The sequence below is a fragment of the Pseudomonas neuropathica genome (assembly GCF_051174785.1).
Lineage (GTDB): Bacteria > Pseudomonadota > Gammaproteobacteria > Pseudomonadales > Pseudomonadaceae > Aquipseudomonas > Aquipseudomonas neuropathica_A.
On record NZ_CP195111.1, the window covers coordinates 1,675,035 to 1,688,641 of the forward strand.

12 protein-coding genes and 1 pseudogene are annotated in these 13,607 nt (G+C 61.0%); 4 read left to right on the top strand and 9 right to left on the bottom strand.

Annotated elements, in window-relative coordinates; all coding sequences use genetic code 11:
- Positions 1–182: 182 nt before the first annotated feature.
- The 3 genes and pseudogenes from ACRRSD_RS07600 to ACRRSD_RS07610 form a co-directional block, all read left to right on the top strand.
- Complete coding sequence (locus ACRRSD_RS07600; RefSeq protein ID WP_016983639.1) at positions 183–932, top strand: response regulator; 750 nt, start codon at positions 183–185, stop codon at positions 930–932.
- The gene (locus tag ACRRSD_RS07605) at positions 932–1,981 is read left to right on the top strand and encodes a sensor histidine kinase (RefSeq protein WP_435037684.1); all 1,050 of its coding nucleotides are present in this window, start codon (positions 932–934) and stop codon (positions 1,979–1,981) included. The genes ACRRSD_RS07600 and ACRRSD_RS07605 overlap by 1 nt, the downstream gene beginning before the upstream one ends.
- 213 nt (positions 1,982–2,194) lie before the next feature.
- Positions 2,195–2,569: pseudogene (locus ACRRSD_RS07610) on the top strand (EF-hand domain-containing protein); the annotation flags it as partial.
- A gap of 566 nt (positions 2,570–3,135) precedes the next feature.
- Here ACRRSD_RS07610 and ACRRSD_RS07615 read toward each other — a convergent pair.
- The 9 genes from ACRRSD_RS07615 to ACRRSD_RS07655 all read right to left on the bottom strand — a co-directional run bounded on the left by ACRRSD_RS07615 (position 3,136) and on the right by ACRRSD_RS07655 (position 11,287).
- A complete protein-coding gene (locus tag ACRRSD_RS07615; RefSeq protein WP_435037685.1) occupies positions 3,136–4,188 on the bottom strand; it encodes an AI-2E family transporter in 1,053 nt (350 codons plus the stop codon).
- A gap of 69 nt (positions 4,189–4,257) precedes the next feature.
- The gene (locus ACRRSD_RS07620) at positions 4,258–5,064 is read right to left on the bottom strand and encodes a DUF4892 domain-containing protein (protein ID WP_435037686.1); all 807 of its coding nucleotides are present in this window, start codon (positions 5,062–5,064) and stop codon (positions 4,258–4,260) included.
- A 115-nt stretch (positions 5,065–5,179) separates the two neighbouring features.
- A complete protein-coding gene (locus ACRRSD_RS07625; protein WP_435037687.1) occupies positions 5,180–6,034 on the bottom strand; it encodes an alpha/beta hydrolase in 855 nt (284 codons plus the stop codon).
- Positions 6,031–6,837, bottom strand: a complete 807-nt coding sequence (locus ACRRSD_RS07630) for an alpha/beta fold hydrolase (protein WP_435037688.1) — start codon at positions 6,835–6,837, stop codon at positions 6,031–6,033. The genes ACRRSD_RS07625 and ACRRSD_RS07630 overlap by 4 nt, the downstream gene beginning before the upstream one ends.
- A 274-nt stretch (positions 6,838–7,111) precedes the next feature.
- Positions 7,112–7,555, bottom strand: a complete 444-nt coding sequence (locus ACRRSD_RS07635; RefSeq protein ID WP_064391574.1) for a hotdog fold thioesterase — start codon at positions 7,553–7,555, stop codon at positions 7,112–7,114.
- 31 nt (positions 7,556–7,586) lie between these two features.
- Positions 7,587–9,242: an AMP-binding protein gene (locus ACRRSD_RS07640; protein WP_435037689.1), complete on the bottom strand. Its 1,656-nt coding sequence runs from the start codon at positions 9,240–9,242 to the stop codon at positions 7,587–7,589.
- A gap of 203 nt (positions 9,243–9,445) precedes the next feature.
- Entirely contained in the window at positions 9,446–9,898 is a 453-nt protein-coding gene (gene sixA, locus ACRRSD_RS07645; RefSeq protein WP_435037690.1) for a phosphohistidine phosphatase SixA, read from the bottom strand.
- Positions 9,895–10,242 carry a DUF4389 domain-containing protein gene (locus ACRRSD_RS07650; RefSeq protein ID WP_122592244.1) on the bottom strand — a complete coding sequence of 116 codons (348 nt, stop codon included), beginning with the start codon at positions 10,240–10,242 and terminating at the stop codon, positions 9,895–9,897. The genes sixA and ACRRSD_RS07650 overlap by 4 nt, the downstream gene beginning before the upstream one ends.
- 19 nt (positions 10,243–10,261) lie before the next feature.
- A complete protein-coding gene (locus ACRRSD_RS07655; protein ID WP_435037691.1) occupies positions 10,262–11,287 on the bottom strand; it encodes an NAD(P)H-dependent glycerol-3-phosphate dehydrogenase in 1,026 nt (341 codons plus the stop codon).
- 196 nt (positions 11,288–11,483) lie between these two features.
- Between ACRRSD_RS07655 and ACRRSD_RS07660 the strand changes: the two genes are divergently transcribed.
- The gene (locus ACRRSD_RS07660) at positions 11,484–13,607 is read left to right on the top strand and encodes a TonB-dependent receptor plug domain-containing protein (RefSeq protein WP_435037692.1); all 2,124 of its coding nucleotides are present in this window, start codon (positions 11,484–11,486) and stop codon (positions 13,605–13,607) included.

A 13,607-nucleotide genomic window follows, 5' to 3' on the forward strand; every position in this document is an offset into this window, starting at 1 on the left:
GCTATTGTGTCGACTCCGATACACAACCGACACGCCAGCAACAAGCACCCGCGCTAGCCTCGCCAGCCGCAACACGTCCTTACATCAGCACTTCCCGCCTCACGGCCGGACGCCTATGCTGAAACCACAACCTCGCAGCCCATCTTTTGTGGTTGGCGGCCTACTGGCAGATGAACAGCCTCATGCACAACACCCAAATGACCGCGACGGATGAGCCTAAAGACGACAAGCGCTGGAGCATTCGTGCGCTGATCGTCGACGATGACGTGCCGATCCGCGAGCTGATGATCGACTACCTCGCGCGCTTCAACATCCACGCCAGCGGCGTCACCGACGGTGCGGCGATGCGTCAGGCGCTGCTGGCCGAGCATTTCGACGTCGTCGTGCTGGACCTGATGCTGCCCGGCGAAGACGGCTTGTCGCTGTGCCGCTGGCTGCGTGCCGAGTCGGACATTCCGATCCTGATGCTCACCGCTCGCTGCGAACCGACCGACCGCATCATCGGCCTGGAACTGGGCGCTGATGACTACATGGCCAAGCCGTTCGAGCCGCGCGAACTGGTCGCGCGCATCCAGACCATCCTGCGCCGGGTGCGTGATGACCGTACCGAACAACGGGCCAACATTCGTTTCGACAATTGGCGCCTTAACAGCGTCCTGCGTCAGTTGATCGCTGACGATGGCCTCGTGGTGCCGCTGTCCAACGCCGAATTCCGCTTGCTGTGGGTGTTTATCGAACGTCCGCGTCGGGTGCTCAGCCGCGAGCAATTGCTCGACGCGGCCCGGGGTCGCTCGATCGAAGCGTTCGACCGCAGCATCGACCTGCTGGTCTCGCGTCTGCGGCAGAAACTCGGCGATGACCCGAAAGCCCCGCAGTTGATCAAAACCGTGCGCGGTGAGGGATACCTGTTCGACGCGCGGGACATCGGCTGATGCGGGCGCGCTTCGACACGCTGTTCGGGCGCCTGTTTGGCGTGCTGTTCGTGGCGATTGTCCTGGCGCACTTGCTGGCTTTCACCTGGTTCCGCCTCTACGGCCCGCCCCCGCCTCCGCCACCTCCAGGGTTCTCCCAAGGCGCCAACGGCCAACCAATGGCGCAAGACCCACGCTACCCGCCACGGCCACCGCGTCCGTGGTTTGGTGGCCCGATAGTCCCGCTGACCTTTCAATTCATCACGCTGATGATCGCGGCCTGGTACGGCGCCAAGCTGCTCAGCCGTCCGATCCAGCGTCTGAGCGACGCCGCCGAACGCCTCAGCGAAGACCTCGACAGTCCGCCGCTCGACGAGTCCGGCCCGCGCGAAGCACGGCAAGCCGCGCACACTTTCAACCTGATGCAACGGCGCATTCGCGAACAGGTGCAGCAACGCGCGCGGATGCTCGGTGCCGTGTCCCACGACCTGCGCACACCGTTGTCACGCCTGAAACTGCGCCTGGAAAACATCAGCGATGAAAAGCTGCAAGGCCAGATGCGTCAGGATCTGGACGACATGATCGGCATGCTCGACGCCACGCTCACCTACCTGCACGAACAGCGCACCAGTGAAGCCTTGCAATTGATGGATGTGCAGGCGCTGGTCGAGTCACTGTGCGAAAACGCTCAGGACCAAGGCGCCGACGTGCAGGTCCGCGGCCATTGCACACCACTGCCGGTGCAGCCGATGGCGTTGCGTTCATGCATCAACAACCTCCTGGACAATGCCCTGCGTTATGCCGGGCAGGCGCGCATTGAACTGCACGATCAGCGCGAGCAACTGCTGATCAGCGTGATCGACCACGGCCCGGGGATTGCCGAGGACAAGCGTGAAGCGGTGTTCGAGCCGTTCTATCGACTGGAAGGCTCGCGCAATCGCAATTCCGGCGGTGTGGGGCTAGGGATGACCATTGCTCGCGAGGCGGCGCAACGTTTGGGTGGCCAGCTCAATCTTGAAGAAACCCCGGGCGGCGGCCTCACGGCCGTTATTCGCCTGCCGCGCCCCTGAGAACACCACCGTCCAATGTGGGAGCAAGCCTGCTCGCGAAGGCGTCATCTGATCCAACATCTCTTTTGAATGTACCGCCCTCATCGCGAGCAGGCTCGCTCCCACAGGGATTCAACGGTGTTCATTGCATCGTGTGTACCAACCGGTACAAACCCCACAAACCCCGGACAACTCGCGCCCTGACCCTGCATAAGCCGGTACACCCACCGGTTTTCCCCACTGCCACCTCCGCCGCCACACATCAACAGCGACGAACTGTTCAGCCAACTCGACGCCGATGGCGACGGCAGCGTGACCGCGACAGAACTGAGCAGCGCATTGCAAGCCAGCAACAACAGCACTGCAACGACCAGCACCGACACCAGCGCAGCACTGCTCAAGGTACTCGATAGCGACAGCAGTGGTGGCGTGAGCAGCGATGAGCTGAAAGCGGCATTACAGGCTGGGAGAGAACGACCGGAGGAGGAGCAGACTGCTTCGAACCAGAGCACCACAGAAGCGCTGAATCGTATGATTGCCAATTTGAGCAAGCAGTATTCGCTCGATAGTGCAGCGCCGGTGGGCAAGTACTTGAATGTGGCGACTTGAGACGACGACATTATTTGCTGCAGACAATCAAAAGCCCCTCACCCTAGCCCTCTCCCTGAGGGAGAGGGAACTGATCGAGGTGTTTGGGAGAGCTACACCGCCGTGAAATACCGAGTCGAACTCAGATTCTGAAAGGCTCACAAATCGGCTCCCTCTCCTTAGGGAGAGGGCTGGGGTGAGGGGTGAATCCACCACAAAACCAAAGCCGACCGCATGCTCTTCACCACTCAATAGGCCGAGTGTCAGCTCGCCTGCTCTTGATCTTGATCCACGGGCGACGTCGGAAGGCTGAGTGGAGGGATTGATCCGGGCGTGGGAGCGCAGCGACCGTTTGGCGCAGCCAAACACAGCGAGAGGAGGTGCAGCGAAGCAAACCGTAGGCGCTGCGCCCGGATCGATCCCGGAGCGAAGGAACCCCGAGCCCCAGCGAGCGGGCCGCACGTAGGAGCAAGCGTTTTTGGTTACTTTTGAGGCGTTTGTCAAAAGTGACCCGCCGTAAGGGCGGAACCCTAAGCAGCCGTTACCGCAGCAACGGATATTCACCCAAAACCCAAAACCCAAAACCGCTAGCGTCGCTCCTCAACCCGCCCCTGACTCTTGCTCCAATCCGTCAACAAACTATAAGCCACCGCCAACAACGTAGGCCCGATAAACAACCCGATAAACCCAAACGCAATCAACCCGCCAAACACCCCAAGCAACACAATCACCAACGGCAAATTCCCCCCGCGACTGATCAGATACGGCTTGAGCACATTGTCCACGCCACTGATGATGAACGTCCCCCAGATCCCGAGAAACACCGCCATCCCATACTCACCCTTCCACGCCAGCCAGGCCGTCGCCGGCACCCACACCAACGGCGGCCCCATCGGAATCAGGCTCAGCAGGAAGGTAACAATCCCGAGCACCAACGCCCCCGGAACCCCGGCAATCAAAAACCCGATCAACGCCAGAACCGCCTGTGCCGCGGCCGTCCCGATCACCCCGTTGACCACGCGCTGCACAGTCCCGGCGACCAGCTCGATGTAATAGCCCGCGCGATCACCGATCAAGCGCTCCAGCAAACTGTGCACAAACGCCGCCAACCGTGGCCCGTCACGATAGAAAAAGAACACAAAGACAATGCTCAACGTCAGCTCGAGAATCCCGCCGCCAATCTGCGCACTGCGCGCCAGCAGCCAGTTGCCGACCTGCCCCAGATACGGTTTGACCGAGACCATCAGCGCCGCACCTTGCTGATCGATGCTGTCCCACAGTCCCACCAGCCGCTCACCAACAAATGGCACAGCCCCCAGCCAGCCCGGCGCTTCCGGCAGACCGTCGACCTGCACATCCTTGATAAACGCCGTGGCATCGCGCACATGATCGGCCAGGTTGAACCCCAGCCACACCAGCGGCGCCGCCACCAACAGCATCCAGCCCAGCGTCAGAATCGCCGCAGCCAGCGATTCCCGGCCATTGAGCCAGCGGGTCAACAGGCGCATCAGCGGCCAACTGGCAAACGCCAGCACCGCACCCCAGAACAGCGCCGACCAGAACGGCGCCATCACCCACAGGCTGGCCCCAAACAACACCAGCAGCAGGATCTGCACCAGCAGGCGATCGTTATTGAGCATGTAGAGTCTCGAAAAAGTCAGTCAGGCAAAGAGTAGGCGAACACGCCGCGCGTGCTCGCCTGAAACAGCTTAACGCAACAGATCGATGCGCAGGCCAGAGCCTTCGACACTGCCGGTTTCCATGCGTGCCGCGCGCACCCCCTGATTGATCAACGCCTGACGCCAGGCTTCGGCCTTGGGCCCGGACACCGTCACCCGCAACGTCGTGTCGAGATTGAGACCACGGGAAATCAGCCGCAGCCAAGTGTCATCCGGCTCATTCACGCGATCAGGAAAGTCCAGCCCACCGGTGCTTTTGAGCTGACGCAACAAGGTCGCCGAAGTTGGCAGCAACTCACCCAGCGGTGCAACCGCCTCGAACTGTTCGACATGCAGATAGGCTTTGCGATTACCGCGGGTGATGCTGTAAAGCGCCACCAGCGTGTTGTCACGCGGTGCCGCCAGCCTCAACAGCAGGTAAGCCTGTTGCTCGTCGGCGCCATACAGTTTGGCGTTACCGAACACCTCGTTGGCCCACAGGCTGCTTTCGCCGCAATCACGCGCCTGGCACCAGAACAGCAATTCGGCGTCCTGTTTTTGCAGGGCTTCGCGAGCAGCGGTAAAGGCTTCGGTGGCGGAATGTTCGGGGGGTAGCTCGTAAGTGACGGAAGTGGTCTGGCCGCGAGCGGTGATCTGGCCATCGAAACGCAGCTGGCCACTGATCTTGCGGATTGAACCCAGCGGATAGATGCGCTCAAGCTCCACGGGCGGGCGATAGTCGACGATCTGTGCATCAGCCAGACGCGGCACGATCTGCAGATCCTGACTGCCCGGCACATCGGCGGCGAACGAAACGGTACTGAAACAGCACAGTGCCAACAGACTGAGTGAGCGCATAGTCAGGCTCATCGGATCGGCAATGCTGGATGATTCGAGGTCGCAGCGGTGTAGAAATCCATCGTGATTGTCTCCCATTTCAACCCGCCCAGCCTCGACAGTTGCCCGCAGCAAGTCAAGGAATGGCGAAGAACCGATTGAAACAGTCTGCGACAAGGTCGGCACCGGCCTCGTCGTTGAGGTGCAAATGATGCCCGCCCGCCAGCTGTTCCCGGCTAAAGGGTAGACGCTCCAGCAACTCAGGATGTTTGGCCAGCATGCCGTCAGCCGCGACCACCAGATGCGCCGGGCAACTGACCCGCAGTGCGAAAGCCATCGCCTGTTCCTGGGTCAGGCGCAACGGCGATGGCAGGGTCAAGCGATTGTCGGTGCGCCAGGTGTAACCGCCAGGCACCGGCATCAAGCCGCGCTGAGCCAACAGTTCAGCCGCCTCACGGCTAACTGCGACCAGACCTTTCATGCGCGTTTCGATCGCACGATCGAGGGTGTTGTAGACCGGTTTGCGCTTCTCGCGCAGATCCAGTTGCGCTTGCAGGGCCATGCCCATGCGCTCGGCCGCATTTTCGCCTTTGTCTGTAGGAGGAATGACGCCGTCGATCAGCGCCAGATGGCTGATGCGTTCCGGCAACGAGCCTGCCAGCACCATGGAAACGATGGCGCCCATCGAATGCCCGAGCAGGCCGAAACGCTTCCAGCCCAGTTGTTCGGCGACTTGCAGCACGTCATGGGCGTAATCCCACAGCGCATAGCCGGCGCCATTCGGCCGATGCCCGGAATGCCCATGCCCGGCCATGTCCAGGGCAATGATGCGCAGGCCTTTGAGCTTGGGCGCCAGACGGGCAAAGCTGTTGGCATTGTCGAGCCAGCCATGCAGCGCGATCACCGGCAGACCGTCCTCAGGCCCGAACAAATGCGCTGCCAATTCGATATGCGGCAGGCTCAGGCGCACTTCTTCGAAGGTCGGGCTCATGCGCAATCCTTGTCCTGGCGGTTTTCCCAGCGGGTGAACAGATTCTTCAACAACCGAGCGGTGTCCTGCGGCCGTTCGAGTGGAAACATGTGGCCACCGGGCATGCTCAGTGCCTCGCCTTGAGCCAGACGCGAAACGAAGCGGGTGTGATGGCGCATGACCACGCGGCTCTTGTGCCCGCGCACCACTGCCAGCGGCACCTGCAATTGCCCGGTACGACCAGGGCTGGTGTGCGGCACGCCGCGATAGATGCTGATTTCGGTCGCCGGATCGAAGCGCAGGCGCAGCTTGTCGCCGACCTGGTGCAAACCGTGCTGCAGGTAGGCATCGAAACATTCCGGATCGAAACCACGGAACAGTGTCTTGCCAGCAAAATAGCTGCGCGCACTGTCGAGATCGGCAAACTCTTCGCGCCGGCCAAGGGTGCGGCCGGCCGGGGTCAGTCTGTCGATGAAACCAAAACGCTTGGCAGCACGGATCACCCACTGATCGGTGCGGGTCAGCACCGGCGAATCGAGCATCACCACGCCGCGATACAGCTCAGGGCAACGCAACGCCGCGTGCAAATGCAGAACGCCACCGAACGAATGGCCAACGCCCCACACCGGTTGATCCTGTTGCTGCAAATGGTGGATCAACTCGTCGACGAGGTTGTACCAATTGTCATCCGCCGGAAAACGCGGGTCATGGGCATGCTGCTCCAGATGCGCAACCCGGTACTCGGGCGCCAGCGCCGCGAATAACTTGCCATAGGTACCTGAGGGAAAACCGTTGGCGTGGGCGAAAAAGATTGGTTGCGACATGCGAGCAAATCCATGAGCGGGAAACGTGGTGTTGATTGTCCGTAAGACCGCATCCTGGAGCAATGACCGTAACTGCCAGGAATGATGACAGTCTGGTCAGGGCTATGGTGAGTCAGCTGGATCGCTACCCCCTCACCCCAGCCCTCTCCCCCAGGGGCGAGGGGGAAAGGGAGCCGATCTCCATGTTTTTCCGAATCTGTATTCGACTCGGTATCTCAGGTCGATGTACTTCGAATAAACCACTCGGTCAGTCCCCTCTCCCTCGGGGAGAGGGTTAGGGTGAGGGCGGCTGCTCACCCAACGGCACAACCGCCATGGTCAGCCGCGACACACAACTGGCCTTGCCTTCATCACTGGTCAAACGGATATCCCACACATGAGTGGTGCGACCAATGTGAATCGGCTTGGCCACCGCCGTCACCCGGCCACTGCGCAAGCCGCGCAGATGGTTGGCGTTGATCTCAAGCCCCACGCAATAAAACTTGCTGGCGTCGATGCACAGATAACTGGCCATCGAGCCGACGGATTCCGCCAGGACCACCGATGCGCCGCCGTGCAGCAAACCGTAGGGCTGATGGGTGCGATGATCGATGACCATGCTCGCGGTCAGCGATTCTTCGTCGAACGCTTCGAAGCGGATGTCCAGCACTTCGCCAATGGTGTTCTTCTGGATTGCATTCAATTGCTCGATGTCGGGAGTGGTACGCCACAAGCTCATCGCAGACTTCCTTTGTTGTTGTAGTGGTCGCTCAATCCTGCCACAGCACCGCCTCGCTGCGCTCGCTCCATTCTTCGAAACGCGCGCCATAAGTGTCTTCGATGACGTTGCGCTTGATCTTCAGGGTCGGCGTGAGAAAACCGTTTTCCACCGCCCAGCTGTCCTTGACCACCACCAGTCGGCGCAGGCGTTCGTGCTTGTCGAGCACAGCGTTGACCTCCTCCAGGAGTTTTTCCAGGCTTGAATGCAGGCTCGCCCGGCCCTCCTCCTGATTGACGCTCGACAGCACGCACAACCCCAGCGGTGCACTCAAACCGTCACCGACCACGCACACCTGTTCGATCCGCGAATGCACGGCCAAGCGGTTTTCGATCGGTGCCGGGGCGACGTATTTGCCCTTGCTGGTCTTGAAGATTTCCTTGAGCCGGCCGGTCAGACGCAGGCGCCCTTCGGCATCCTGCTCGCCCTTGTCACCGGTGCGCAGGAAGCCATCCTCGGTAATCGTTTCGGCAGTTTTCTGCGGTTCCTTGAAATAACCGAGCATGTTCGCCTGACTGCGCACCTGCACTTCGCCCGACTCATCGATACGCACTTCGACCTCCGGGCACGGCTTGCCGATCCAGCCCTGTTTGTATTGCCCCGGCAGACAGATGTGCGAGTAACCGCAGCTCTCGGTCATGCCATAGACCTCCAGCACATCGAGGCCGAGTTTCTGATACCAGGCAAGCAAGGTCTGCGGCACTGGCGCGGCACCGGACAACGCCACGCGCAAGGCATCCAGCCCCAACCCCGCCAGCACTTTGTGCCCGACCCGCTTGCCGATGAATGGCAGGCCGAGGAGGAAGTCGAGGCGCTTGGCCGGGATCTTGCTGTACACGCCCATCTGGAATTTGGTCCAGATGCGCGGTACGCCGAACATCGCGGTCGGCCGCGCTCGCTGCAGGTCAGTAATAAATGTCTCAACGCTCTCGGCAAAGAATACGGTCTGTCCGGTGTAGATCGACGCCAGTTCCACGAACATCCGCTCGGCGACGTGGCACAGCGGCAAGTACGAGAGCAATCGATCGCTCTCGTTAAGCCCGAATAGCTGCGTGCCACGGGTCGTGGCAAAACCGAGATTGGCAAAACTGTGCATCACGCCTTTGGGCAGACCGGTGGTGCCGGAGGTGTAGATGATCGTCGCCAGTTGCTCGGCCGCCGGGCGCGGATCGTCCTGAATCGGTGAGCTGCGCTGCAGGTCGGCCCAGCTGAAATCGAAATCCCCGGGCGGGTGCAGTGGCAGGCTGATGGTCGGCAGCTCCGCCGGCACGCCTTTGGCCATGCCCGGCCAGTCGTCAAGTTTGCCGATGAAAGCCAGGACGCTTTCCGAGTGATTGAGTACTTGCGCGACGGACTCGGCGGTGAGGTTGGGATACAACGGAACAGAGACGTGCCCGGCCATCCATATCGCCAGGTCGGCAATGATCCAGTGCGCGCAGTTTTTCGAGATCAGGGCGATGTGGCTGCCCTGCGGCAGCTCACGGGCACGCAGCCAATGCGCAGCGCAGCGGGCCTGATGACCGACGTCGGCCCAGCTCAGGGTCTCGACTTGCCCGCCACCGATGGGCTGCACGAGAAAGCGCTGGCGCGGGTGCCGCGCTTCACGTTCGTAGAACACGTCCAGCGGCAAACGGAAGGCGGCAGACATGCGACTCGCTCCTGTTTTTTGGGTCTGGAGCAAGCGTAGTCAACCAAGCAAGTGCTTGGTTGGAATTTTCAAACAAATAATTTCATGGGTTTGCGGAAATCAATGTGGGAGCGAGCCTGCTCGCGAATACAGGCTGTCAGACACATAAAGGGTGAATGACACGCCGCTTTCGCGAGCAGGTTCGCTCCCACAGGGGATCAGCGTTACGGGTGTTTGAGGCTGTTGAGGGTCATCGAGCCGATCAGCAGTTCAGGGCTTTCCAGCTCAGCTAGACCGGCCGTGCAGACCTTCTCCGGCGGATACCCGGCGCCATGCTGCAGATAACTGAGCAAATGGCCCACCAACGGGTTATGGCTGACCAGCAGCACATTGCTCACCGACACCAACTGATCGGTGACCTTGTCCGGATCAACCTCCGGCGTCAGCCACTCGACCGTGCGAATCTCCGGCTCGAAGCCCAGCGCCTCGCGAACAATCTGCGCGGTTTGCTGCGCACGCAGATAGGGGCTGGCGTAGATCGCGGTCAGCGGCTGTCCCATCAAGTGAGCGGCGCTGTTCAAGACTTCTTTACGCCCGTGTTCGGTCAGTTCCCGTTCGGAATCGATCTTCGAGCCGTGAGGCACGGCCTCACCATGACGCAATACCCAGAGTTTCATAGTTTGGGTTCCTCATCGCGCACCGGATGCGGTGCAGGGGCAACGGCGTGTGGCGCTTCACCTTCCGGGGTACGCGGCGCTGGCCAGTCGGCGAACGGCCACGGTTTCTGGTCGCTGTGGAAGCTGCCGAAGCGGCCGATCTGCGCCAGAAACTGGCTCAGGCTGTCGCCGAAGTTCATCAGGCTGGCGCTCGGGGCGCCATAGATCAAACGATAGATCAGTTGCACCAGCACCACCGCGCCGAGGATGAACTGTGCCACTTGCCAGACCAGCACGTAGACGATCATCCACAACACGCGCAGGAGGATGGATTCGTACTTGGCTTCGGTTTTCGGATCGTTCATGACTTGCTCCGTGCTGATTTCAGTTGAAACCGCTGGTGGAAATAAAATCGACGTCGGTTTTCGGTTCGGCTCGCATCAGTAGACCGATCACCTGCTCCAGCGTGCGTCCTTCAAACAGGATCGCGTGCAGCCCGGCGACCAGCGGCATGTACACGCCGACTTCCTGAGACTTGGCCTTGAGCACCTTGAGGGTGTTGACGCCTTCGGCGACTTCACCAAGGCGCGACACCGCTTCTTCGAGACTCAAACCCTGGCCGAGGGCGAAGCCGACCTGATAGTTGCGACTCTTCGGCGACGAACAGGTCACGATCAGATCGCCGACACCGGCCAGACCGAGGAAGGTCATCGGGTTGGCGCCCTGATTCACCGCAAACCGGGTCATCTCCGCGAGTGCGCGGGTGATCAGCATGCTCTTGGTGTTCTCGCCCATCTCCAGTGCCACTGCCATACCGGCGATGATCGCGTAAACGTTTTTCAACGCCCCGCCCAGTTCGACGCCGAAACGGTCGGCGCTGGCGTAAACACGGAAGGTGCGACCGTGTAGCGCGGCTTGCACGGCTTTGCACAGTTCTTCGTCTTCACTGGCGACCACGGTGGCGGTCAGCGCGTGCTCGGCGATCTCGCGCGCCAGATTCGGCCCGGACAGCACGCCGATGCGCGCCTGCGGGGCGATCTCTTCGAGAATCTGGCTCATCAACTTGAAGGTCTGCGCTTCGATGCCCTTGGTCAGGCTGACCAGCATCTTGCCGCTCAACCGCTCGGCGTGGGCAGCGAGCACCGTGCGCAACGCGCTGGATGGCAGCGCGACAAAGCACAAATCACAGGCTTCGAGGGTTGCCTGCAAGTCGGTGACGGCGGTCACCCCCGGCAGAATCTTGATGCCTTTGAGGTAGCGCGGGTTTTCGCGATTGACCCGGATGGCCTCGGCCTGCTCGGGGTCACGCATCCACTGCCGGACTTGATGGCCGTTCTCGGCCAAAAGATTGGCCACGGCGGTACCAAAACTTCCGCCTCCCAGGACCGCAATCGGGCGCTGTTCAGTCATATGCAATCCGTTAATCCATACCAGTGGCGATGCCGGCATTATACGGGGCGACCCGATGGCGGCCAGCCCCTGCGTCAATTACCGACACTTGTAGGAAGAAGACCGATAAAACCTAGGAAAATGCTTGCAACGTGACTGGAAAAGTCGCTGCCCTCGGTTAACATGCGCGCCAATTCTCTGCTTTCAAGGCTGTGTCGTGTCCGTCGGTACTCTTCCCCCGCGTTCGTCTCTGTTGCTGGCGCTGCTGCTCAGCCCGGCTTTGCAGGCGGACGATCTGTTTGTCGACAGCGAAGCGCTGCCGCAGGTGCTGACGGCCACCCGCCTGAAACAGACGCCAGCGGAAGTGCCGGGGAGCATGACCGTACTCGACAGCGAACTGATCAACGCCAGCGGTGCCCGCGACATCAGCGAACTGCTGCGCCTGGTGCCGGGAATGATGGTCGGCAACATCAGCGGCAATCAGGCGGCAGTCAATTACCACGGCACCAACGCCACTGAAGCGCGGCGCATGCAAGTGCTGATCGACGGCCGTTCGGTGTATCGCGCCGGATTGTCCACGGTGGACTGGAGCGATATTCCGGTGGCCATGGAAGACATCGAGCGCATCGAAGTATTTCGCGGCCCGAACACTGTCAGTTACGGCGCCAACGCGCTGATGGCGGTGGTCAACATCATCACCCGCCACCCGGCGGACAGCCACGGCACGCGGTTGAAGTACACCCGTGGTCAGCGCGGCATCAATGATTTCCATGCCAGCCAGGGCACCGGCTGGAATGGCGGTGATTTGCGCCTGTCGTTGTCTGGCCAGGAAGATGATGGCTTCGACAGCGATCGCAGCGGTGCTGATTACCGCGACAGCCGTCGTTTGAATCGCTTCAGTCTCGCGGTCAGCCACACCCTCAGCGATAACCAGAGCCTCGACTGGCAGGTCAACGCCAAGGACGGGACCAACCAGCGGCCGTACACCTACCGCCCGGTGTTCTCAGGAATTACCGACGCCGGGAACAATTCCGACGTGGTAGCCAAGGATTACGCCGGCTCGGTGCGCTGGAACCTCGACATCAACCCGCAACACAGCCTTTATATACAAGGCTCGGCGCAACACTGGGATCGTCAGCAAACCTGGCGCGCCTGCGATGCCGAGGTGTCATTCAGCCCCGAGCTGACGCAACTGTGGCAGCTCAATCCGAATTACACCGAGCGTCTGGCGCGCAATATCACGCAGTTCACCGGCACCGGCGCGGCGCCCGGCACGCCGCAGGAAATGGCCCTGGCCAATCAGGTGCTGGATCAATGGCGCAACGGTGCCAGCCGCACCCTGTGCGGTGATATTGACCAGAGTGCCCGCGAATCGCGCTACGACCTCGAACTGCAGGACACCCTCAGCCTGTCCGACAGCCTGCGTCTGGTCAGCGGCATGAACTATCGTTACGACCGCGCCGACTCCGAGACCTACTTCAATGGCACGCTGGACGACACTACGTGGCGCGCGTTCGGCCAACTGGAATGGCGCGCCACGGAACACTGGCTGCTGCAGGGCGGTGCGATGTTTGAAGACACGCAACTGATCGGCAGTTCGCTGACTCCGCGCTTCGCCATCAATTATCTGATCAACCCGCGCCACAGCCTGCGCGCGGTGTACTCGGAAGCGATCCGCTCGCCGGACATGTTCGAGAACAATGTCAACTGGAGCTATCAGGTCAGCAACTTGCGCCCGTCCGCCTACGGCCAGTCGTCGGCGCGCTACTTCGTCAAGACCCGTGGCCCGGGCGATCTCGACCAGGAACACATGCGCTCGCGGGAGCTGGGCTACAACGGCTATTTCGCCGAACTCGGCCTGGCCCTCGACGTAAAGCTGTTCTACGACGAAATTACCGGGATGATCAGCGAGCCGCTGCGCAACAACCAATACATTGCGAGCAACGCCAACAGCTCGCGTTTTCGCGGCACGGAAACCCAGCTCGACTGGCGCGTGAGCCTGGCCGACCGCTTGCGTTTCACTTACGCCTTCGTCGATGCCGAGGCGAGCAATCCGCTGGATCAGCAATTCACTTCGCGTAACAGTGGTTCGGCCGGTTGGCTACGCGATTGGGGCCATGGCTGGAACAGTGCCCTCTTCTATTACGGCGACAACGCGCTCAACGGCTACCGTTTCGAACGGGTCGACACACGCATCGCCAAACGCATTGCGTTGGGCAAAGCACAGCTACAACTCGCTGGCGTGCTGCAACAGCGCCTCGACCATGAGCCGACCACCTTCGTCGACAACAATTACGATGAGCGCCGGTTGATGTACTTCAGTGCCGAGCTGGAGTTCTAG

Coding starts and splice junctions, on each gene's coding strand:
- ACRRSD_RS07600 (WP_016983639.1), top strand. CDS start 183: ATGCACAACACCCAAATGACCGCGACGGATGAGCCTAAAGACGACAAG.
- ACRRSD_RS07605 (WP_435037684.1), top strand. CDS start 932: ATGCGGGCGCGCTTCGACACGCTGTTCGGGCGCCTGTTTGGCGTGCTG.
- ACRRSD_RS07615 (WP_435037685.1), bottom strand. CDS start 4,188: ATGCTCAATAACGATCGCCTGCTGGTGCAGATCCTGCTGCTGGTGTTG.
- ACRRSD_RS07620 (WP_435037686.1), bottom strand. CDS start 5,064: ATGCGCTCACTCAGTCTGTTGGCACTGTGCTGTTTCAGTACCGTTTCG.
- ACRRSD_RS07625 (WP_435037687.1), bottom strand. CDS start 6,034: ATGAGCCCGACCTTCGAAGAAGTGCGCCTGAGCCTGCCGCATATCGAA.
- ACRRSD_RS07630 (WP_435037688.1), bottom strand. CDS start 6,837: ATGTCGCAACCAATCTTTTTCGCCCACGCCAACGGTTTTCCCTCAGGT.
- ACRRSD_RS07635 (WP_064391574.1), bottom strand. CDS start 7,555: ATGAGCTTGTGGCGTACCACTCCCGACATCGAGCAATTGAATGCAATC.
- ACRRSD_RS07640 (WP_435037689.1), bottom strand. CDS start 9,242: ATGTCTGCCGCCTTCCGTTTGCCGCTGGACGTGTTCTACGAACGTGAA.
- sixA (WP_435037690.1), bottom strand. CDS start 9,898: ATGAAACTCTGGGTATTGCGTCATGGTGAGGCCGTGCCTCACGGCTCG.
- ACRRSD_RS07650 (WP_122592244.1), bottom strand. CDS start 10,242: ATGAACGATCCGAAAACCGAAGCCAAGTACGAATCCATCCTCCTGCGC.
- ACRRSD_RS07655 (WP_435037691.1), bottom strand. CDS start 11,287: ATGACTGAACAGCGCCCGATTGCGGTCCTGGGAGGCGGAAGTTTTGGT.